The following is a 21,391-nucleotide window of genomic DNA, read 5'->3' as shown; positions in this document are numbered from 1 at the left end:
GGCGCAAGGCAGGAACAGCGCGGCGCCTGAGCCTGGGGCAGAATGGAGGCATGCCCCGTTCCAACCGCCCCCGCCGTGCCGCCTCCGGAAAACTGGGACAGGCCAGCCGCAAGCACGCCGGCGGTCCCGTGCCGGAACTGGACCTGGAGCGGGCGAGGTCGGGGATCTCACGGCGGGAGAGCGCCCCCGACGGCGAGTGGATGGTGCGCACCATGACGGCCAAGCGGGCCGAAAAGTCCTACATCTGCCCGGGCTGCTCGACGGCGGTCCTGCCCGGTGTCGAACACCTGGTGGTCTGGTCCGAGGACCACCTGTTCGGTGCGGCCGCGGGACTTTCGGAGCGGAGGCACTGGCACTCCAACTGCTGGACGTCACGCACGTACCGCTATCGCTAAGCTGTTAGTCATGACTTTTGACCCGGCGTCGTTCGTTTTCAGCCAGTCTTCCGAAGCCACCGCTATCCGGGCTTCAACAGTCCTGCCGGCGCGCCGGGAGAACGTGGAAATACAAACGGAGGACGGCTGCGTCCTCGTCGGCGAACTCGCCGTGCCGGAATCGGGGGAGATCACCGCCACACTGATCACGCTCCACCCGCTGCCCACCCACGGCGGTTTCATGGATTCGCATGTTTACCGCAAGGCTTCCTTCCGATTGCCCGCACTCGCCGGCGTGGCCGTCCTCAGGTTCAACACCAGGGGGACCACCTCGCCCCGCGGCACCAGCGGCGGCCGTTTCGAAGAGGGCATCGGCGAACGGCTGGACGTCGAGGCCGCCGTCCGCTTCGCGGCGTCCCGGAACCTTCCCAACCGCTGGCTGGTGGGGTGGTCGTTCGGCACGGAGCTAGCGCTCATGTACGGGGCGACGGAGCCGGTCGCCTCCGAAGTGGAGGGCGCCGTCCTCCTGTCACCCCCGCTGCACCGTGCCACGGACGCGCACCTGCTGGAATGGGCAGCCTCGGGAAAGCCGCTGAAGGTGCTGGTTCCCGAACACGACGACTACCTCCGGCCGGAGGCCGCCGCCGAGCGCTTCGGTCTGGTGCCGCAGGCTGACGTTGTGGGCGTCGACGGCGCCAAGCACCTTTGGGTGGGGGAGAAGTACGCCGCCCGGGTGCTCAACGAAATCGTCGATGAGGTCACGGCGCAGGGAGCGGGCCCCGAGGGCCTGCCCCAGGACTGGAACGGGCCCGTGGCCTCCGCGGCCCCCTAAGGGCGCTGGCCCGGTAGCAGCCCGGTTCGCTAGTGCTTGTCCTGGCGGACGATGAAGATTTCCTTCACCAGCAGCATGACCGCCGCTGCGGTGGGTATGGCGATGAGCGCGCCGAGGACACCCAGGAGGCTGCCGCCTGCGATAACGGAGATAACGGCTACGGCGCCGGGCACGGCCACGGCCTTCTGCATGATGCGGGGCGAGATGAAGTACGCCTCGAACTGGAGGTAGGCAAAGTAGCAAATGCCGTACACCAAGGCGGTCTGCCAGCCCGCGGTGAGGGCGATCAGCGTCACCAGCACACCCGCGATCATGCCCCCGACCAGGGGGATAAAGGCGAGGAGCGCCACGACGAACGCCAGCAGAACGGCAAAGGGGACTCCGACAATCGACATCACGATGAACGCAAAGGTCGCGTTGAGCAGGGCCACGCAGGCCTGGCCGATGACGTAGTTGCCCACGGAGCCGGTGATCTCCTCCGACAGGGCTTCAACCCGGACACGGCGCGAACGCGGTGCCAGCCGGTAGCCCCACTTTTTCATGGCGGGAAGGGCAGCGAGGAAGTAAAGGCTGAGCACGAGGACTATCAGGGTTCCGAAGAGCCCGTTGGCCACCGTGGACCCGAAGCCGACGACCCCTCCGAAGATGCCGCCCATGGCATCCGGATTGTTGACGAACTTTTCCAGCTCCTGCGTGATGCGTTCCCGGACGCCGAACTGGTCGTCCACGCTGCGGAAGAAGTCCGAATCGATGAAGTCCTGGATCCAGCGGGGTGCTTCCTGCACGACCTGGGTGACCTGCTGGACGATAGTGGGGATCAGCGTGGCGAAGAAGCCGGCAACAGCCGAGACGAGGACCGTGACGGAGACCAGGATGCCTACGGGCCGCGGAAGCTTGCGTCCTTCCAGCCAGCGGACCACCGGGTCCAGGCCCAGCGCGATGAAAAGCGCAGTCACGATCCAGAGCAGGAGCTGCGTGGTGTTGGAACCGATCCAGTAGACGAGCAGGGCAAGGCCGACACCCACGGTGCCCATAAAGCCCATATATAAGGGATGCTGGGACGACATGCGCGGTCCGGGATGTCCGAAGCGGGTGCTGGTCTCGGTCGCAGGCTCGGCGGAGTCCTCGGCGGACTCGGGGGGCATCTCGAAGCGGAGCCTGGGCTGTGCGCCGGGAAGGGGCGTCCGGAGCCTGCGCACCACCGCCGCGGCCAGGCCCGGCAACAGCGGTTTGTGTTCTTGCCGCGTACCGGCCGGTACACTTTCCTGGGCACCGGATCCGGTCGAGTCGTTATGTCCTGGGGCGGACGAATCCGTGTGTTCAGTCACTGCGTTTTGGGGCCCTTTACCTTCTGTGGCGCCGCTGCTGCGGACCATGTGATGATCATCGCAAACACTATCAGCAGGCTTGTCAGTGCCCGGTTTTACTCCCGGCGCGGCCGGTTGCCCTAGGCTGTGATCCGGGTCCCGACCTGACTCATTGGTAACAAAATGGTTACTATTGAAAGTAAACCCCCGCTGATGATAGGTATCCCTTTGCGTTTCAAGACTGCAGTTGCACTAGTGCTGCTCGGCCTCCTGACACTGCTGGCCGGCGTAGGACAGAAGACCATCTGGGCCCCGGCCGAGACATTTACGGCCACGGCGCCCGCCGACGGCACCGCCGCACCACTGACCGTTATCGACCAGAAGTTGCGGACCCTTCACGGGGGTACGGTCAAGATCAATGTCAAGGGCGAAGGCGGCTTCATGCTGGCAGCAGGCCGCCCTGATGACGTGGACGCCTGGGTTGGCAAGACGGCCCACAACACGGTCTCCGGAGTTTCCGAAGACAATAAGTCGCTGCAGCTCGCGCACGCGGAGGGCGAAGCCGCCGCTCCCTCGCCGGCCGGTTCCGATCTCTGGGTTACCACCGAGAATGCCAGCGGTGAACTGAACTACACGTGGAGCGCCCCGGCGGACGGCGAATGGTCGCTCCTGCTGGCCTCGGACGGCACCAAGCCGGCGCCGTCGTCCATCTCCATGACGTTCCCCAACGACACCTCCACACCGTGGGCCGTGCCGTTCATGGTGCTGGGCGGCCTGCTCATGCTGGCCGGACTGGCCCTGCTGGTGCTCAAGCCCAAGAGCGGCAAGCCCGGAGTCGGCGGGGACGATACCGGCGAGTCCATCACGGACGAATCCATGAAGGACAAGCTGATCCGCCGTGCCCGAGCAGTCCGTCCGGCCGACAAGCCGGCGCCTGCCGCTCCCGCCCCCGTGGAGCCGCCCGTTGAAAAGCGGCCCGGGACCTCCGCCTTCACCGCGACGTTCACAGCAAAGCGGGCGGGCGTGGCCATGGTTGCGCTCGCCGCCACGATCGTGGCCGGAACGGGTGTGGCTGCGCAGGCGGCCACGACGCCCGCTCCGTCGCCGTCAAGCAGTGAAACCGCCGGGGCCGACACCGCCCCCGATTCACCGGTGCTCCTGGACGCCCAGTTCCGCCGGATCCTGGAACAGGTTTCCAGCACGGTGGACGCCGGCGACGCCGCCAAGGATGCCGCGAAGCTCAAGTCCCGGGTGGACCGCACCGAACTTGAGGTCCGAACACAGAACTACAAAATCCGCTCACAGGTGGGCGCCTACGAGGCGCGCATGCCGGTCCGCGCCACCAAACTGCTGACCACGGTTGTCACCAGCAAGCGCGCCTGGCCGCGTTCGGTGATGGCCGTTACCCAGGGCGAAGGCAATGTTGTGCCCCAGCTCCTGACCCTCGTGCAGAAGTCGCCGCGCGAGAACTACAAGCTGGTGCAGACCACGCCGCTGCAGCCGGGCACCACGTTCCCGTCCATCGGACGCACCGGAACGGAAACCCTGGCCGCAGACGACAAGTCAGGCTTGCTCTACAGCGGGGCGGAAGCCCTTGCCGGGCTGGGGGACCGTCTGACGAAAGCCGATTCGACGTTCAAGGACAAGCTCGTGGAGGGCCAGTCGTCGCCGTACATCGCCGACACGCTGGCGTACCAGGCCGATGTGGCCAAGACCGGCGTGAACGGCAACTTCAGCTTCACGCATAAGGTGTCCCCCGAGGACACCGTGGTGTTCCGCACCGCCGACGGCGGCGCACTGGTCATGGGCAAGTTGAACTTCGCCTTCGACGGCACGCCCAAGGCCGAGGGCGACAAGCTGGCCATCGGGGACGACGCAGCCGTGCTGGCCGGCGGCAAGGAAACGAGCACGGGCATGGTGCTCAACTTCGCCGAGTCCATGGCGGTCTACATCCCGCCGACCGGCTCGAAGGATCCGATGAAGCTCGTGGCCGCCACCCGCGGACTCGTGGGAGCCAGCTTCAAGTAGCCCGCTCCACGTATGACCGGCAGCGGCCTGAGTGGCTAGAGTGGAGGCTATGAGTTCGCCAGCCTCCCGTCCAGTCCCTCCGGCCGCTGCCAGCCAGCTTAACCTGCGCGGCGCCGTCGACCTTTCCAGCCTGAAACAGCGCACGGCGCCACCGGCCGGGCAGTCGTCCGCAGCCCCAACTGCCGGGCCGGCGGGCGCAGCCCCGCCGTCAGCAACGGCCCAAGGGGCCGCCCCGGACACGGGCGGCCAGCCGCTCCGGGTCGAGGTCACCGAGGCCAACTTCCAGCAGCTCGTTGAGCTCTCGGCGCAGGTGCCCGTGGTGTTCGGCCTGTGGGCCAGCTACTCGCCCGCTTCAGGCGAGCTGCTCAACGTCCTCGAAGACATCATCAACAGCTACGGCGGACGCCTGGTCCTGGGCGCCGCGGACATCGACGCCTTCCCGCAGCTTGCGCAGGCGTTCCAGGTACAGGCCGTTCCCACCGCGGTGGCTGTGGTGAAGGGCCAGCCGGTGCCCCTTTTCCAGGGCGGAGCCGACGAACAGCAGGTGCGCAGCCTGCTGGATGAACTGTTGAAGGTCGCCGCAGCCAACGGAGTCACCGGCAGCCTGGGCGGCGCCGGAAACGCCCCCGCAGAGGCCGAGCCGGCCCCGCTGCCGCCGCTGCACCAGGCCGCCTACGACGCCATCGAAGCAGGAGACTTCGCCGCCGCGGCCGCCGCCTACCGGCAGGCCCTGCTGGAGATGCCTGCGGATGCTGAAGCCAAGGCCGGACTCGCCCAAGTGGAGCTGATGGACCGGCTGCAGTCCCTGACCGGTCCCGACGGTGAAGCGCTGCGCCAGCTCGCCGCCGAGCAGCCGGACAACCTTGATGCCCAGCTGGGCGTGGCGGACCTGGACATCGCCGGCGGCCACATTGACGACGCCCTGGGCCGGATCGTCGGCTTCATCGGCCGGAACTTCGGCCCGGAACGAGAGACTGCCCGGGTACGGCTGCTGGAGCTCTTCGAGGTGGTGGGCCCGTCCGATGAACGCGTCGCCAAGGCGCGGCAGGGGCTGGCACGGGTGCTGTTTTAATGTCGTCGGCGCTTTTCTCGCCGCTGGAGCTGCGCTCACTGACGCTCCGCCACCGCGGCTGGGTTTCCCCCATGTGCCAGTACAGCTGCGGCCCGGACACCGGGGAAGGCGTTCCGCACGACTGGCACCTCATGCACCTGGGTTCCTTCGCCACCGGGGGAGCCGCGCTGATCCTCACCGAGGCGGCCGCAGTGAATGCGGCCGGCCGGATCAGCCCGCTCGACGCCGGTCTCTACAACGACGAGCAGGCCGCAGCCTGGGAGCGGATCACGGCGTTTGTGCACCGCTACGGCGCCGCTGACGCCAAGATCGGCACCCAGCTGGCGCACGCCGGCCGGAAGGCTTCGACGTACTGGCCCTTCTCGGGGAAACGCGGGTCAGTGCCGGCGTCCGACGGCGGCTGGCAGACCATGGGTCCCGGCACCGGCGCGTTCGACGGCTATGCGGCACCCGCCGCCATGACCGAGGCGGAGATTGACGGCGTGATTGCCGACTTCGCAGCGGCCGCCATCCGGGCGGTCGACGCAGGGTTCGACACGATCGAAATCCACGGTGCGCACGGCTACCTGCTCCACCAGTTCCAGAGCCCGCTCATTAACGACCGGACGGACGCCTGGGGAGCGGACGAAACCGGACGGAACCGGCTCACCCTGGCCGTGGTGGACGCCGTTCGCAACGTCATTCCCGACTCCATGCCGCTGCTGTTGCGGATCTCCGCCTCGGACTGGGCCGACGGCGGGATCGACGCCGCCGCCTCCGTCCGGCTGGCCAGCGCCGCCGCCGAGCACGGGGTGGACCTAGTGGACGTCTCCAGCGGCGGCGCCGTGGCGCACCAGCAGATTCCGGCCGGTCCCGGCTACCAGACCGGGTTCGCAGCCCGGATCAAGCGCGAGGCGGGCATCCGCACCGGCACAGTGGGACTCCTGACCTCGGCCGGGCAGGCGGAACACGCCGTCGCCACGGGACAGGCTGACGCAGTCTTCATTGCGCGGGCCGCGCTCCGCGACCCGCATTGGTGGCTGCGCGCGGCCTTCGAGCTCGGCCACGAGATGCCATGGGTCCCGCAGTATGAGCGTGCGGTTCCCCGCCATTCGTTCTAGGAAGTAACCCTTACGGACGATCCTCTGCGCGCGGACGGGAGGCTACGCTGGCACCATGACTGAACCGCAACCCGGTCTGCGTCCGTCCGCCGGCCCCCAGGACCACCCTGTTCCGGCGCTGTCCATCCGCGGCCTCGCCAAACGCTTCGGCGGGAAGATCGCTGTGGACGGCCTCAGCCTGGACGTGCCGGCAGGGTCCTTCTACGGGATCGTGGGTCCCAACGGCGCCGGGAAAACCACCACGCTGTCCATGGCCACGGGGCTGCTCCGGCCGGACTTCGGCACGGCCCTGGTGCACGGCACCGACGTCTGGGCACGGCCGCTCGAAGCCAAGAAGCTCATGGGCATCCTCACCGACGGCGTGCGGCTGTTTGACCGTCTGACCGGGGAGCAGCTGGTGAGCTACGCGGGCCTGTTGCGTGGGATGGACAAGGACGTCGTGTCCGCCAGGGTGGCGGAACTCCTGGCGGCGCTTGATCTGAGTGCCGACGCCGGAACCCTCGTTGTGGACTATTCGGCCGGCATGACCAAAAAGATCGCCCTCGCGTCAGCCCTCATCCACGCGCCCAGGCTGCTGGTGCTGGATGAACCCTTCGAATCGGTGGACCCGGTTTCCGCGGCGAATATCAGGGACATCCTGGACCGCTACGTCGGTTCCGGCGGAACGGTGATCGTCTCCAGCCATGTCATGGACCTCGTGCAGCGGATGTGCGACCACGTGGCGGTGGTTGCTGCGGGCAGGCTGCTGGCGGCCGGCACGGTGGAGGAAGTCCGGGCCGGCGCCTCGCTGGAGGACCGCTTTGTCCAGCTAGTGGGGGGCCGGAGCCAGACGGAGGGCCTGGAATGGTTGCGAACCTTCTAAGGCTCAAGCTGACGCTTCTGCGCAACAGCCTCCGGTGCAGCCCGTGGCAGCTCCTGGGACTGATCATCGGCGGGCTGTATGCCCTGGGAATTGCCGGCTTCTTTGGAGTGGCGCTCGTCCTGCTCCGGACGGCCGACCTGGAGCTCGCCCAGACCGTGGTGGTGCTGGGCGGTTCCGCGGCGGTCCTGGGCTGGGGAGTGGTCCCCGTCATTGCGTCCTCGGCCGACATGACCCTGGACCCGGCACGCTTCACCACGGCGGCAGTCCCCATGCCGCAGCTGCTCACCGGCCTGGCCCTCGGCGGATTGATCGGGATCCCCGGCATCGCCACGGCGCTGGTGGCGCTTGCCACGGTGGGCACGTGGAGCAGGGGAGTGCCGGCCGTTGCGGCCGCCATAGCGGGCGCCGTGCTCGGCGTGCTGACGTGCATTGTCCTTTCCAAAGTGGTGACGACGGCGACTGCCGGCCTGGCATCCTCCCGGCGGTTCAAGGATGTCAGCGCGCTCGCCTTCATGGTGCCCCTGATGCTCATGGGACCGATCGTGGCCTTCGTGGCCCAGGGAGCCGCAGGCTCCGCCGGATTCCTGACTGATCTGGCCCGTTTCCTGGCGTGGACGCCTGCCGGTGCCGCATGGTCACTCGGCGGCGACGCGGCGGCGGCCCGGTATGGACCGGCCGGGCTTAAATTGCTGATCGCGCTGGCAACACTGGCCGGCCTCGCCTGGTGCTGGAAGGTGCTGCTGCAGCGTGCCCTGGTCACGCCGCCGTACGCAGCGGGCAGCAGGAAGCGCGGCGGTCGGATGGGCCTCTTCGGTGTGCTGCCGGCCACGCCCGTCGGCGCTATTACGGCCAGGGCCCTCACGTATTGGATCAGGGACCCCCGTTATTCGGGGTCGCTGGTGGTCATCCCGCTCCTGCCCGTCCTGATGTTCTTCCAGGCGAGCCAGACCGGTGATTACGGAGTGCTGGCGATCATCGGTCCGCTGGCGGCTTTCCTGCTGGCATGGTCGATTTCAGCGGACGTGTCCTACGACAACACAGCGTTTGCCCTCCATTTGTCCAGCGGCGTCCGCGGCGTCCACGACAGGCTGGGGCGCGCACTCGCCTGCCTGGCGTTTGCGCTACCCATCGTGCTGGTTTTCAGCGTCGGCCCGTTCTTCTTCACAGGGAACTGGGAGTGGCTGCCGGCGCTGCTGGGCCTCTCCCTGGGGGTCCTGTTCACCGGGCTCGGCCTGGCATCCGTGATCTCGGCACGGTACACGGTGGCGGTACCCCTCCCCGGCGACAGTCCGTTCAAGAAGCCGCCCGGAAACGTTGCCCAGACCATGGCGGTCCAGTTCGGCGGGATGGGCGTGCTGATGGTGCTGGTGCTGCCGGAGGCGGCCCTGGTCATCACGCAGTCCGTGACAGGCAGCATGGTGCCCGGCTGGATCAACCTGGTGCTCGGCCCGGTGCTGGGCCTCGTCCTCTTTGCGGCAGGGGTCCGCCTTGGCGGGAAATGGCTCGACGCCCGCGGCCCGGAACTTCTGGCACAGCTTTCAGTCAACCGCTAGGCCGGTTGGGCCATGATTAGTAGTACTGGATGCGGAAAGGCGGTACGCCATGGAAGTGGTTATTCTTCCGGGGAGCAAACAGATCGGGTCCCTTGCGGCCGACGCCGTCGAGGCCCTGCTGCGCCGTAAGCCCGACGCGGTGCTCGGCCTGGCAACGGGGGTGTCCCCGTTGCCCGTCTATGACGAACTCGCCCGCCGTCATGACGACGGCGGCCTCGACTTCAGCCGTGCCCGCGCTTTTGCACTGGACGAATACGTGGGCCTGGGGCAGGGGCATCCCCAGTCCTACCGGGAGGTCATCCGCCGGGAGTTCACGGACCGGGTGAACATTGCACCGGAAAACGTACACACTCCCGACGGCCTGGCGGCTGACATCCCGGCGGCCTGCCAGGCCTACGAGGACGCCATCAGGGCAGCCGGCGGGGTGGACCTCCAGCTACTGGGTGTAGGCACCGACGGTCACATCGGATTCAACGAGCCCGGCTCGTCGCTGGCGTCCAGGACGAGGATCAAGAGCCTCATCGAGCAGACACGCCGGGACAACGCCAGGTTCTTCACCAGCATCCATGATGTTCCCCACCATGTGATCACCCAGGGGCTGGGCACCATCATGGAAGCCCGCCATGTGATCTTGATTGCCACCGGTGCCCAAAAAGCGCAGGCTGTCCGGGACTTCGTTGAAGGGCCGGTGGCTGCCATCTGCGCCGCGTCCGTCCTGCAAATGCACCCCCACGTCACCGTCCTGGTGGACGAGGCCGCCGCGTCATCGCTCAGGCTGGCCGATTACTACCGCCACACGTATGACAACAAGCCCGCCTGGCAGGGCCTGTAGTTCGGAGGTCCGGTTTTTTGTCCGGCACAACGGCTAAGATGGATGCCATGACTAGCATGACGGACCCCCTCGAAAACGACCCGATGCGCGAGCTTTCCGGACCAGGAACGTCCACGGCCACTATCGAGCGCGAGGAAGTGCGCGAGGAAGTTGAACCCGGTGACCGGGAACGGTTCTCCCACTACGTGCGCAAAGAGAAGATCATGGAATCGGCCATGACGGGCGAGCCGGTCATCGCACTGTGCGGCAAGGTGTGGACTCCCGGCCGCGATCCGCAGAAGTTCCCGGTCTGCCCGGAGTGCAAAGAGGTCTACGAAGGCCTGCGTCCCGGCAAGGACGGCGGCAAGGGCTCCGACGGCGATTCCGGCAAATAGGGCCGTTCACCGGTCATCTGGCTTAGGCCAGTGACCGGGCCGCCCGGCCGGGGCGGGGCAAGACAACCATGGGGCGCAATCTCTGCTGCGCAAGTCCCGTGACCACGATGATTTTGATGACCGGAGCAGTGCGGCTCCTCCGGAACAGATTGGTGTTTATGTTTATGTGTCTTTCGCTCACGGCTGCCGCAATGCGGGGAATTGAGGGCTCTGCGTGACCGAGACACTCTTTGGCGGGCCGACGCTGCCGCCGGCGTATCCCGAGCGGGCAGCGTGGGGGACCGCGCAGAAGCTCCGTGCGTGGCAGCAGGAAGCGCTCGACCGCTATTTTGCCACCGGTCCCAGGGACTTCCTGGCGGTGGCAACGCCCGGCGCAGGCAAGACCACCTTCGCCCTGCGTGTGGCGTCGATGCTGATCGAGGCGGGCACCGTGAACCGTGTGACCATCGTGGCGCCCACGGACCACCTCAAACGGCAGTGGGCTGACGCAGCGGCCCGCGTGGGCATCGCGATCGACCCCAACTTCAAGAATGCGGACGGGCAGCACGGCCGCGGCTTCATCGGCGTGGCCGTGACCTATGCCCAGGTTGCCAGCAAGCCCATGCTGCACCGCGCGAAGACCGAGGCAGCCCGTACCTTGGTGATCCTGGACGAGATCCACCACGGCGGCGAAGCCCTGTCCTGGGGTGACGGCCTCCGCGAGGCCTTCGATCCGGCCGCACGCCGGCTTTCACTCACGGGCACGCCCTTCCGCTCCGACACTTCCCCCATTCCGTTCGTGGAGTACGCCGAAGACCGGGACGGCATCCGCCGCTCCAAAGCCGACTACACCTACGGCTACGGCAACGCCCTGCGCGACCACGTGGTCCGTCCTGTCATGTTCATGGCCTACTCGGGCCAGATGCGCTGGCGCACCAGCGGCGGCGAGGAGATGGCGGCGTCCCTTGGCGAGTCGGCCGTCACCAAGGACATCATTTCGCAGGCTTGGAGGACAGCGCTCAACCCTGCAGGCGAATGGATCCCGGCCGTGCTGGCTGGAGCGGACAAACGCCTTAGCGAGGTCCGCCGGACCGTACCCGACGCCGGCGGCCTGGTGATTGCCACCGACCACGAGGACGCCCGCGCCTACGCCGGCCAGCTGAAGAAGATCACGGGTGAATCACCCACCGTGATCCTTTCCGATGACGTCAAGGCATCCAGCAAAATCGAGGAATTCACTGCCAGCGATAAGCGCTGGATGGTGGCGGTCCGCATGGTGTCCGAAGGCGTGGACGTTCCCCGGCTGTCGGTGGGCGTCTATGCCACGTCCACGTCCACGCCGCTGTTCTTCGCCCAGGCCGTCGGCCGCTTTGTCCGCGCCCGGAAGCGCGGCGAAACGGCGTCGGTGTTCCTACCGTCGGTTCCGCAACTGACCGCGCTGGCGAACTCGATGGAGGCTGAACGCGACCACGCCCTGGACCGGCCGGAGAAAGAAGACCCGGACGGCCTGTTCAATCCCGAAGATTCGCTCATGGACGAGGCCAACCGGGAGGACAAGGCATCCGACAGCCTCACCAAGGGCAAATTTGAGGCCCTCGACTCGCAGGCATCATTCGACCGCGTGCTGTTCGACGGCGGCGAGTTCGGCACCGGCGGCGACATCGGATCCGACGACGAACTGGACTTCCTGGGCATTCCGGGACTTCTGGACGCCGAACAGGTGGGTACGCTGCTGCGCCAGCGCCAGCATGAACAGCAGAGCCGGAAAAAGCTCCGGTCGGTTGAATCTGCTGCCTCGCAGGCGGCTCCCGCCGTACCCGATCACCGGATGCTTATGGACCTGCGCAACGAACTGGCCAAGAACGTGGCCGCATGGTCCGCGCGGACCGGAACCCCGCACGGGGTGGTGCATACGAAACTCCGAACCGTGTGCGGCGGCCCGCCGGTGGCGCAGGCCAACGAGGAACAGCTGCAGGCCAGGCTGCGGAAGCTTCAGGACTGGTTCATCGGCCGGAAATAGCGCCCGGACCAGCTAAGCCCGGCACCCGCCGGCAACGCGGACGCGGCTCGGGCCACGTCCACGCCAGGGAAGTCCACGTCAGGCCAGGTCCACTCCGCCGAGTTCCATCTCGGCGTAGGCGTCGTCGAGGTCGGCTGCGATTCCTGCCGTGAGGTTGCGGACCACCGTCACGGAATAGCCGGCCTGGACGGCGTCCAGGGCCGTAGCCATAACGCAGTAGTCGGTGGCGATGCCCACGATCACCACATCCTCTACATCGTGGCTCTGCAGCCAGTCGTCCAGGCCGATGGCGTCCTCGTCGGCGAATGAACTGGCGGTGAATGGCTCCGCGTCCTCCGGCAACGGCAGGGCCCCGGGCTTCCGGTCGCCTGTGGGAACCGCGTCCTCGGGGGCAAGAATGCCTTCAAATCCGGAGTAGGCGGCAGTGAACTGGCCTTTGCGGAAAAAGGCCTGGATGTACTCCGTGTCCAGGTCCGGGTGCAGTTCCGCCCCGCGCGTCCCGGCAACGCAGTGCGGCGGCCACGAATCAATGAAGTCGGGGCTCTCTGCGAAGTGGGCGCCGGGCTCGATGTGCCAGTCCTGGGTGGCCACGATGTGGTCGAACTGGCCGTGGTGGGCGTCCACGTATTCGCTGATGGCCCCGGCTACGTCCGCCCCGCCTTTGACGGCCAGGGAGCCGCCTTCGCAGAAATCGTTCTGCACATCAACAATGATCAGGGCGCGTGACATCAGTTCTCCTCGTAGACGGTGGGGATGGCCGGCTCGCCGCGTTGCAGTCGGTTGACGACCGCCGGAAGTTCCGCCATGGAGTCAATGTGCCGCTGGCGGGCGCGGAACACGCCCTCGGTCCCGGTCCAGCCAGGGAGCAGTTCGCCGTTCTTGATGAACTGCTGCAGCAACTGGCGGTCATTGCCGTCGTCCCCGGGCGCGTGGCCCACTCCCACCATCTCGTGGGTGGCTACGCCCCGTTCGTTGAGCCTGCGCAGCGCGTATTTCCGGCCGCCCTTGCTCGTCTTGTTCTTGGCAGCTTTGGCTACTGACACGAATTCCCCGGAGTCGTCGGTTCGGCTGACGAGTTTGTAGACCATGCTTGCGGTGGGGGCGCCGGACCCGGTGACCAGCGAGGTGCCCACGCCGTAGGAGTCAACCGGTGCGGACTGCAGCGCCGCGATGGCGTATTCATCCAGGTCCGAGGTGACCACGATCTTGGTGTTCTCGTTGCCGAGTTCGTCCAGCAACCGGCGGACCCACTGGGCCTGCGCCACGAGGTCTCCGGAGTCGAGCCGGACTGCCCCCAACTTGGGACCCGCGAGGTCCACAGCCGTGCGGACGGCCGCTTCGACGTCGTACGTGTCCACCAGCAGCGACGTTCCGGCGCCGAGCGAGGCGATCTGCGCCTCAAAGGCTTCCCGTTCAGTGTCGTGCAGGAGCGTGAAGGAGTGGGCGGCGGTGCCCACCGTCTTGATGCCGTACCGGCGTCCGGCTTCAAGGTTGGAGGTGCTGTCAAAGCCGGCGATGACGGCTGCGCGGGCGGCCGCGGCCGCGGATTCCTCCTGGGTACGCCGGGATCCCATTTCGATGCAGGGCCGGTTGCCGGCCGCGGTGATCATGCGCGACGCAGCGGAGGCAATGGCGCTGTCGTGGTTGAGTACCGAGAGAACATAGGTCTCGAGGATGCAGGCTTCGGCAAACGTGGATTCCACAATCAGGATGGGGGAGTTGGGGAAATAGGCTTCGCCCTCGGCGTAGCCCCAGATGTCGCCGGTGAAACGGAATCCGGCCAGGTAGTCCAGGGTCTCGGCGTTGACCACGCCGGAGCGGCGGAGGAAATCCAGTTCGGGTCCGCCGAAACGGAAGTCCGCGATGCCCTCCAGCAGCCTGCCCGTTCCCGCCACAATCCCGTAGCGGCGGCCGTCGGGGAGCCTGCGGGCGAACGCCTCAAACACTGACTTCCGGTGTGCGGCACCTGAATGAAGCGCCGCCTGGAGCATGGTCAGCTCGTAGTGGTCGGTGTACAAGGACGTGCGGGGATGATCCCAGCCAGCAGGGGTACTCACGAATTCACTCTAGTGCGCATCGCCCTAGAATGGACAGATGACCTTAAGCGTTGCGCTCGGCCCTGACACCCAGGAGAGCACCCAGACCGGAACAGTGACGTCCACCGACGCCCTGACGGCCCCGGACATTCCCTGGAACCTGGTGATCTGGAACGATCCCGTCAACCTGATGAGCTACGTGAGCTACGTTTTCCAGAGCTATTTCGGCTATTCGGAGCCCAAAGCCAACAAGCTCATGATGGAGGTCCATAAGAAGGGACGTTCCATCGTGGCGCACGGCAGCAAGGAACAGGTGGAGCAGCACGCCGTCGCCATGCACGGCTTCGGCCTGTGGGCAACGGTGGAGAAAGCCACCGGCGGCGGCAAAGACGGCGGATCCGGCAAGGGCAAAGGCAAACGTGGCTAAGGCATTCAAATACGGGCTCAAAGGCATTACCGGATATCTGGAACCGGCGGAACGGGAACTGCTGCGGAGCCTGATCGACGACGTCATCTCGATGCTCGAACCGGCCGAAAGCGCCAGCGAAGATCCGCTGACAGCCCTGATCGGGCTGGACATGAATGTCCAGGAACCGTCGGACCGCGCGCTGCGGCGGCTGTTGCCCAACGTCACCAGGAACGACGACGCCGCCGCCCTGGAGTTCCGCCAGCTCACCGAACGCTCACTGCGGGAAAACAAGATCGGCGCCCTGCGGGCGGCGGCGTTGGGTCTGGACACCAACGAAGTGGTCCTTTCGTCCGCCGACGCCCGGCACTGGTCGCAGGCGCTGAACGATGTCCGGCTTGTCCTGGCCGAACGGCTCGACATCCGGGACGACGCCGACGCCGAACACGTCCACACCATGCAGGACTGGTCCCAGGCCGAAGACGTGGAAAGCTACCTGGCACTGGTGTACAACTTCACCACGTGGCTGCAGGAATCGCTGGTGCAGGCCATGCTCCAGTCCATGGAGCAGCGGGGCTGAACGGACCGGCGTGCGGGCCGGAGCGGCCGGACGCCAAAATATGTGACTTATCCAACATGAGTCGGGCGACACAATGTGATGGCCGCACCAACAGGGAAGCCCTATCCTCGAATAATCATGACTTCAGCATCGAGCATGGATCCGGCAGCGGACGCTGTGGCGGATTCCCCAGCGAGCAGTACGGACGACAGCCCCATGGGCTCGCGGCCCATCGGCATCTTCGACTCCGGAGTCGGCGGACTGACCGTGGCGCGGTCCATCATCGACCAGCTGCCCAACGAATCGATCCTCTATGTAGGCGATACCGCGAACGGCCCCTACGGCCCGCTGCCCATCGCCGAGGTCCGCGCCAATGCCCTCGGCGTGATGGATGAGCTGGTGGATTCCGGCGTCAAGCTGCTGACCATCGCGTGCAACTCCGCCTCCGCCGCTGTGCTCCGGGATGCCCGTGAAAGGTACACGGCCCGCTACGGGATTCCCGTGATCGAAGTGATCCAGCCTGCAGTGCGTCGGGCCGTGGCTGCCACCCGGAGCGGACGGGTGGGCGTCATCGGCACCTCCGCCACCGTGGGTTCCCGGGCCTACGAGGACACCTTCGCCGCCGCCCCGGACCTGCACATCACGTCCGTGGCCTGTCCGGCGTTCGTCAGCTACGTGGAGGCCGGCATCACCACGGGTCCGGAACTCCTGGCCGTTGCCCGGGAGTACCTTGAGCCGCTGCGCACCGCCGGCGTGGATACTGTTGTGCTCGGCTGCACGCACTACCCGCTGCTCACCGGTGTGATCTCCTACGTCATGGGGGAGGACGTCACCCTTGTCTCCAGTGCTGAGGAAACCGCCAAGGATGTCTATCGGGCGCTCGTCTCACACGATCTTCAGCGGACCGTCGAGGCGCCGCCCCAGCACCACTTCATCGCCACCGGCGAAGCCAGCCAGTTCGAAACCCTGGCCAGGCGCTTCCTGGGGCCCGAGGTGCTCAGCGTGAAGCACGTGGACCACGTCGCCGCGCAGTACCCCACCGGCAGCCTGGCGAAAATAACGCCGGAGATGATCGCGGCAGCCCGGGCCGGCGCCGCCCGGCCAAGGATTTCCAACTTCGTCGGCGGATCCGCGGCCGGGGGTTCCCGCCTGTGAAACTGACCATTGTTGGCTGCACCGGTTCCTTCCCGGGTCCGGGCTCCCCGGCGTCGTGCTACCTGCTGACCGCCCACGACGGCGAGCGGACCTGGAAGGTCGTGATGGACCTCGGCAGCGGGGCCCTCGGGGCGATCCAGCGGTACACGGACCTTGAGGACATCGACGCGATCTTCCTCACCCACCTGCACCCGGACCATTGCATGGACCTGTGCGGCCTCCATGTGGCCGTGCGCTGGAAGCCGGGCGGCTGGGGCCGTGACCGGATTAAGGTCTGGGGCCCCGCCGCCACAGCGGACCGGATGGCCACGGCGTACGGTCTGGAGCTGGACCCGGGCATGCACGAGGAATTCGACTTCACCAACTGGACCGAACGGCAGTCCGTTACGGTCGGGCCCTACACGGTGACGCCGTTCGCGGTGAACCACCCCGTGGAGGAGGCCTACGCCCTCCGCGTCGAGGTGACGGAGCCGTCCGCAGGCGGCGCGCCGGTCACGCGCGTCCTGACGTACTCGGGGGACACCGACTCGTGTGCCGGGCTGGAAGAAGCCGCGAAGGACGCCGACCTCTTCCTGTGCGAGGCCGCCTTCGAGGAAGGCCGCGACGACGACATCAAGGACGTGCACCTGACGGGCAAACGTGCCGGCGAGGCTGCAGCCGCTGCAGGGGCACGCCGGCTGCTCCTCACCCACATTCCGGTGTGGACGTCGCAGACAAAAGTCATGGCCGAGGCCAAGCCCGTGTTCAGCGGCGACGTCGCAGTGGCCGTGGCCGGAGTCCACTACACCGTCTGAACTGCCGGCGGTGCGGGCTGACGCCGGTCCTGGCAGCTGCCGGTCCGGGGGGTCCGTGCGGGTCGATAAGCTAAAGGCATGACTTCTGAAGCAATTGCAACCCCCGTCATTCGTGCCGACGGCCGTACCCCTGATCAGCTCCGCCCGATCAGCATCACCCGCGGCTGGTCCAAGCAGGCTGAAGGGTCGGCCCTGATCGAGTTCGGCAACACCCGGGTCCTGTGCACGGCTTCCCTGACCGAAGGCGTGCCGCGTTGGCTCAAGGGGGAGGGCCGCGGCTGGGTCACGGCTGAATACGCCATGCTTCCCCGCGCCACGAACACCCGCTCCGACCGCGAGTCCGTCAAGGGCAAGATCGGCGGCCGCACCCACGAGATTTCCAGGCTGATCGGCCGCTCGCTGAGGTCCATCATCGACACCAAGGCGCTGGGCGAGAACACCATTGTGCTGGACTGCGATGTTTTGCAGGCCGACGGCGGCACCCGCACCGCCGCCATCACCGGCGCCTACGTGGCGCTCGCCGAAGCCATCCGCTTTGCCCGCGAAAACAAAATCATCTCCAAGAACGCACAGCCCCTCATCGACACAATCGCTGCCGTGTCCGTCGGCATCATCGACGGCATCCCCATGCTGGACCTGCCGTACGTCGAAGACGTCCGCGCCGAGACCGACATGAACGTCGTGGTCACCGGGTCAGGCAAATTCGTGGAAGTCCAGGGCACGGCCGAGGGCGCCCCCTTCGACCGCGACGAGTTGAACCAGCTGCTGGACCTTGCCCTGCTGGGTACGGAGCAGCTCGCGGCCATCCAGCGCGAAACGCTGGCGGAGGCCCCGTGACGGACGCCGCCGTCCCCGTGCTGGTCCTCGCGACCCACAACAAGGGCAAGCTCCGCGAACTGCGTGAGCTGCTGCGCGGGCAGGTGCCAGGGCTCGACGTCGACACCCAGGTGGTGGACGCCGGTGCGGTTGGCGCCCCGGACGTCGCAGAAACCGGTGTGACCTTTGCCGAGAACTCGCTGCTGAAGGCGCGCGCCGTGGCCGAGGCCACGGGGCTGGTGGCCATTGCCGATGATTCGGGCCTGTCGGTGGATGTTCTCGGCGGGGCACCGGGGATCTTTTCGGCCCGGTGGAGCGGCCGCCACGGTGACGATGCCGCCAACCTTCGGCTCCTGCTGGACCAGCTGTCCGATGTCCCCGACGAGTACCGAGGCGCCGCTTTCGTCTGCGCGGCTGCGCTCGCAGTGCCGGGCGCGGCAACGGATGGCGGACGCGAGGTGGTGGAGTACGGCCAGCTCGAAGGATCGCTGTTGCGCGAACCGCGGGGCGAAGGCGGCTTTGGCTATGATCCGGTGCTCCAGCCAAGCGGCCTGGACCGCAGCTGCGCCGAATTGAGCCCCGAGGAAAAGAATGCCATCAGCCACCGGGGCCAGGCGTTCAGGGCGTTGCTGCCGGCCATTGTTGAGGCGTTGGCCGAACGCCGCCCGCAGAGCCGGTCCTAGCCGGCTGATTAACGAGTGAAGGCGCCCCGCAGTGCGGGGCGCCTTCATTTTTTGTCGTGCTACATGTTCGTCTTGCGCTCTTCTTCGGGTTCGTGCTCTTCGATGAACTCCTCCACCGCGTCCGTGCCGAAGTGTGCGGCCTGGCGCTTGGCGGACAGCCCGCGGAGTACTTCGATGCCGATGGGGATCACGGAGACCAGCACGATGATGATGAAGATGATGTCCAGGTTGTCGCGGACCCACGGCACGCGGTCGCCCAGCAGGTAGCCGAGCAGGGTGACGCCGCCGCCCCAGAGCACGGCGCCGATCACGTTGAAGAGGAAGAACTTGCGCTTGCTCATCTGCGCGACGCCCACGATGACCGGCACGAAGGTGCGGATGATCGGAACGAAACGGGCCAGGATCAGCGCCTTGCCGCCGTGCTTTTCGAAGAACGCGTGCGCGCTTTCGACGTTTTCACGCTTGAACAGCTTGGAGTCCGGCTTGTTGAAGATGGCCGGGCCGGCTTTGGAACCGATGAGGTAACCGGTCTGGTTGCCGATGATGGCGGCAACGATGATCAGTGCCGAGAACAGCCAGATGTTGAACTTGATGGTGTCCGTAGCCACCAGCAGTCCGGCAGTGAACAGCATGGAGTCGCCAGGGAGGAAGAAGCCGATCAGCAAGCCCGTCTCGGCGAAGATGATGCCGCAGACCAGCAGCACAACCCAGGGGGCCAGGGCCGGATCGGCCAGGAAGATCTGGGGGTTGAGCCAGTCGGGGAGGAACGAGGCCAGGTGCGGCTGCACCGGTCCCGCACCCCCGAGGGTGGACACGGCAAAGTCACTCATCGCATGTAGGTTCACCCCTCAAGGTTACTGGACCCCCGGTGCCGGGCTTTCCTGCAGGGACGGTGCGTGACCATCGACACCCGCGACGAGCCGGGCTGGCGTGCCGGGGCACGGGCCGGCCGGCGGTAAAGTTTGACCCGTGGGTTTGGACTTTACGGCGATCGACTTCGAGACAGCCAACGGCTTCCGCGGTTCGCCGTGCGCCGTTGGGCTGAGCAAGGTCCGCGGCGGCGTGGTGGTGGAGGAGGCTTCCTGGCTGATGCGCCCGCCCGAAAACCATGACCGGTTCGATTACCACAATGTGCGGATCCACGGCATCAGGGCCGAGGATGTGGCCGGCCTGCCGCGCTTCGGCGAGCTCTTCCCCGAGATTGGTGCCTTCATTGGCGGCGATGTCCTGGCTGCCCACAATGCCGCCTTCGACCTGGGCGTGATCCGGTCCGGGCTGGAAGTGTCCGGGCTGCCGGGTCCTGCCTACGACTATGTGTGTACCGTGATGCTTTCCCGCCGGTGCTATTCCCTGGTCTCCAATTCGCTGCCCTATGCGGCGGAGGAAGCCGGCGTTCCGCTGGTCAACCACCACGACGCAGCTGAGGATGCCAGGGCGTGCGCGGGAATCCTGATAGACATTGCCCGGCGCAACGGCGCCGGCAGCATTGCGGAACTCTTCCTGTCCCTGGGACTGGAGCTCCCGCATCAACAGGCATTCGATCCCGCCCGTGACGGCCTGTCCAAGGCCACGCTGACTGCCCTGGGGGCAGCCGGCGGAACCGGTACAGCCGCGGCGCGGGCGTTCAAATCCGGCTGGCCCGAGGAAGGGGCCAACCCCGTGCCAAATTCCGACGCCGAACCCGGCCACCCGCTGTTCGGGCAGACGGTCGTGTTCACGGGGGAGCTCGCCATGCCCCGGCCGGAGGCCAAGGTCCTGTCGGCCGAGTACGGCGCGCAGCCCGAAAGCAGGGTGACCGGACGGACCACGGTGCTGGTGGTCGGCGACGGCTTTGTGGCCTCGGACCTCCGCTCCGGCCGCCTGACCGGCAAAGCCCGGCGGGTCCTGGAACTCCACGAGCGTGGGCAGGCCATCGAAGTGCTGTCCGAAGGTGAGTTCCTGCAGATGGTGGGCGGGCAGGTGCCGGCAGCCGCCGCCCTGATCTAGCCAGCGGTCATACGGCGCAACAATCCTTCCGGTGCCGGAGGCGGACTCCTAGCCTTGCACCATGGGTAAACTCCAGACCGACTCCCCGGCCGACGCCGTTCCTACTACTGCCACGGCAGCAGGCGGGCGCACCGGCGTCGACTGGCGCACGGTGTTCGCATTCCCCAACCCGGTCAACGAGTATGCTGCCAGGATCACCGCAGCCCTCGTTGTGGTGCTTGCCGCCGCCACGCTGTTGACCGGATGGGGTTGGGGACTTGCCGTAATCGCCGCAGGCTTCTGGCTGCGCGTGCTGTTCGGTCCCAGGATTTCACCCCTTGCCCGGCTTTCCGTCAAGGTCCTGGCCCCGCGTCTGGGCCGGGCCAAGCTGGTTCCGGGCCCGCCCAAGCGCTTCGCGCAGGGCATCGGTGCAGCCATGTCCACCGCCGCGGCGCTACTGCTCGCGGCCGGGCTTGCTCCCGCTGCCTGGACGCTCCTGGCTGTCCTTATCCTGGCAGCCTCGCTGGAAGCATTCGCAGGGTTCTGCCTGGGTTGCGCGATCTTCGGCTTCCTTCAGCGCCGCGGACTCATTCCGGCGGACATCTGCGAAGCCTGCACCAACATCTCCCTGAAGCGGCCCTGAC

The 21,391-nt window shown here is 66.9% G+C and carries 22 protein-coding genes; 18 read left to right on the top strand and 4 right to left on the bottom strand.

Going from position 1 to position 21,391, the window contains the following annotated elements:
• The first annotated feature begins 50 nt into the window (after positions 1-50).
• Together ACSQ1X_RS13230 and ACSQ1X_RS13225 are read left to right on the top strand one after the other, a co-directional pair.
• Positions 51-395 (top strand): hypothetical protein, encoded by a 345-nt coding sequence (locus ACSQ1X_RS13230; RefSeq protein ID WP_028270086.1) that lies wholly within the window; start codon positions 51-53, stop codon positions 393-395.
• 10 nt (positions 396-405) lie between these two features.
• Positions 406-1,206: an alpha/beta hydrolase gene (locus ACSQ1X_RS13225; protein ID WP_436057989.1), complete on the top strand. Its 801-nt coding sequence runs from the start codon at positions 406-408 to the stop codon at positions 1,204-1,206.
• A 29-nt stretch (positions 1,207-1,235) separates the two neighbouring features.
• Here the strand turns inward: ACSQ1X_RS13225 and ACSQ1X_RS13220 are convergent, their stop codons facing one another.
• Positions 1,236-2,432, bottom strand: a complete 1,197-nt coding sequence (locus tag ACSQ1X_RS13220; RefSeq protein ID WP_156372255.1) for an AI-2E family transporter — start codon at positions 2,430-2,432, stop codon at positions 1,236-1,238.
• Positions 2,433-2,726: 294 nt separating this feature from the next.
• On the opposite strand from ACSQ1X_RS13220, the gene ACSQ1X_RS13215 reads away from it, so the two are divergent.
• The 8 genes from ACSQ1X_RS13215 to ACSQ1X_RS13180 all read left to right on the top strand — a co-directional run bounded on the left by ACSQ1X_RS13215 (position 2,727) and on the right by ACSQ1X_RS13180 (position 12,333).
• Positions 2,727-4,541: a hypothetical protein gene (locus tag ACSQ1X_RS13215; RefSeq protein WP_436057988.1), complete on the top strand. Its 1,815-nt coding sequence runs from the start codon at positions 2,727-2,729 to the stop codon at positions 4,539-4,541.
• Positions 4,542-4,590: 49 nt separating this feature from the next.
• The gene (locus ACSQ1X_RS13210; RefSeq protein WP_436057987.1) at positions 4,591-5,613 is read left to right on the top strand and encodes a co-chaperone YbbN; all 1,023 of its coding nucleotides are present in this window, start codon (positions 4,591-4,593) and stop codon (positions 5,611-5,613) included.
• Entirely contained in the window at positions 5,613-6,713 is a 1,101-nt protein-coding gene (locus ACSQ1X_RS13205) for an NADH:flavin oxidoreductase/NADH oxidase (RefSeq protein ID WP_436057986.1), read from the top strand. The genes ACSQ1X_RS13210 and ACSQ1X_RS13205 overlap by 1 nt, the downstream gene beginning before the upstream one ends.
• Positions 6,714-6,768: 55 nt before the next feature.
• Positions 6,769-7,575: an ABC transporter ATP-binding protein gene (locus tag ACSQ1X_RS13200; RefSeq protein ID WP_055796205.1), complete on the top strand. Its 807-nt coding sequence runs from the start codon at positions 6,769-6,771 to the stop codon at positions 7,573-7,575.
• On the top strand, positions 7,557-9,128 hold the full coding sequence (locus ACSQ1X_RS13195; RefSeq protein ID WP_436057985.1) for a transporter: 1,572 nt from the start codon (positions 7,557-7,559) through the stop codon (positions 9,126-9,128). The genes ACSQ1X_RS13200 and ACSQ1X_RS13195 overlap by 19 nt, the downstream gene beginning before the upstream one ends.
• Positions 9,129-9,177: 49 nt before the next feature.
• On the top strand, positions 9,178-9,960 hold the full coding sequence (gene nagB, locus ACSQ1X_RS13190; RefSeq protein WP_436057984.1) for a glucosamine-6-phosphate deaminase: 783 nt from the start codon (positions 9,178-9,180) through the stop codon (positions 9,958-9,960).
• Positions 9,961-9,998: 38 nt separating this feature from the next.
• Positions 9,999-10,334 (top strand): DUF3039 domain-containing protein, encoded by a 336-nt coding sequence (locus ACSQ1X_RS13185; RefSeq protein ID WP_055796197.1) that lies wholly within the window; start codon positions 9,999-10,001, stop codon positions 10,332-10,334.
• Between the two features lie 214 nt (positions 10,335-10,548).
• Positions 10,549-12,333 (top strand): DEAD/DEAH box helicase, encoded by a 1,785-nt coding sequence (locus ACSQ1X_RS13180; protein WP_055796194.1) that lies wholly within the window; start codon positions 10,549-10,551, stop codon positions 12,331-12,333.
• Between the two features lie 78 nt (positions 12,334-12,411).
• On the opposite strand, the gene ACSQ1X_RS13175 is transcribed toward ACSQ1X_RS13180, so the two are convergent.
• Positions 12,412-13,062, bottom strand: a complete 651-nt coding sequence (locus ACSQ1X_RS13175; RefSeq protein WP_436057983.1) for an isochorismatase family protein — start codon at positions 13,060-13,062, stop codon at positions 12,412-12,414.
• On the bottom strand, positions 13,062-14,390 hold the full coding sequence (locus ACSQ1X_RS13170; protein WP_436057982.1) for a nicotinate phosphoribosyltransferase: 1,329 nt from the start codon (positions 14,388-14,390) through the stop codon (positions 13,062-13,064). The genes ACSQ1X_RS13175 and ACSQ1X_RS13170 overlap by 1 nt, the downstream gene beginning before the upstream one ends.
• Positions 14,391-14,427: 37 nt before the next feature.
• On the opposite strand from ACSQ1X_RS13170, the gene clpS reads away from it, so the two are divergent.
• From clpS to rdgB, 6 genes are all read left to right on the top strand, one after another.
• The gene (gene clpS / locus ACSQ1X_RS13165; RefSeq protein ID WP_028270073.1) at positions 14,428-14,796 is read left to right on the top strand and encodes an ATP-dependent Clp protease adapter ClpS; all 369 of its coding nucleotides are present in this window, start codon (positions 14,428-14,430) and stop codon (positions 14,794-14,796) included.
• Positions 14,789-15,355, top strand: coding sequence for a DUF2017 domain-containing protein (locus ACSQ1X_RS13160; protein WP_436057981.1), 567 nt, complete (start codon positions 14,789-14,791; stop codon positions 15,353-15,355). The genes clpS and ACSQ1X_RS13160 overlap by 8 nt, the downstream gene beginning before the upstream one ends.
• Before the next feature lie 78 nt (positions 15,356-15,433).
• On the top strand, positions 15,434-16,489 hold the full coding sequence (gene murI / locus ACSQ1X_RS13155; RefSeq protein WP_436057980.1) for a glutamate racemase: 1,056 nt from the start codon (positions 15,434-15,436) through the stop codon (positions 16,487-16,489).
• Positions 16,486-17,283, top strand: coding sequence for an MBL fold metallo-hydrolase (locus tag ACSQ1X_RS13150; RefSeq protein WP_055796180.1), 798 nt, complete (start codon positions 16,486-16,488; stop codon positions 17,281-17,283). The genes murI and ACSQ1X_RS13150 overlap by 4 nt, the downstream gene beginning before the upstream one ends.
• A gap of 78 nt (positions 17,284-17,361) precedes the next feature.
• Complete coding sequence (gene rph, locus ACSQ1X_RS13145) at positions 17,362-18,120, top strand: ribonuclease PH (RefSeq protein ID WP_028270069.1); 759 nt, start codon at positions 17,362-17,364, stop codon at positions 18,118-18,120.
• Positions 18,117-18,782: an RdgB/HAM1 family non-canonical purine NTP pyrophosphatase gene (gene rdgB / locus ACSQ1X_RS13140; protein WP_436057979.1), complete on the top strand. Its 666-nt coding sequence runs from the start codon at positions 18,117-18,119 to the stop codon at positions 18,780-18,782. The genes rph and rdgB overlap by 4 nt, the downstream gene beginning before the upstream one ends.
• A gap of 59 nt (positions 18,783-18,841) precedes the next feature.
• On the opposite strand, the gene ACSQ1X_RS13135 is transcribed toward rdgB, so the two are convergent.
• Positions 18,842-19,612, bottom strand: coding sequence for a VTT domain-containing protein (locus ACSQ1X_RS13135; protein WP_055796175.1), 771 nt, complete (start codon positions 19,610-19,612; stop codon positions 18,842-18,844).
• 139 nt (positions 19,613-19,751) lie between these two features.
• On the opposite strand from ACSQ1X_RS13135, the gene ACSQ1X_RS13130 reads away from it, so the two are divergent.
• Entirely contained in the window at positions 19,752-20,768 is a 1,017-nt protein-coding gene (locus tag ACSQ1X_RS13130; protein ID WP_436057978.1) for an exonuclease domain-containing protein, read from the top strand.
• 61 nt (positions 20,769-20,829) lie between these two features.
• On the top strand, positions 20,830-21,390 hold the full coding sequence (locus ACSQ1X_RS13125; protein ID WP_436057977.1) for a DUF4395 domain-containing protein: 561 nt from the start codon (positions 20,830-20,832) through the stop codon (positions 21,388-21,390).
• Position 21,391: the final 1 nt, after the last annotated feature.

The sequence above is a fragment of the Arthrobacter sp. LjRoot78 genome (assembly GCF_964254335.1).
Lineage (GTDB): Bacteria > Actinomycetota > Actinomycetes > Actinomycetales > Micrococcaceae > Arthrobacter.
Note: the sequence above shows the minus strand (reverse complement) of the source record. Positions and strands in the feature narration are given on the sequence as shown.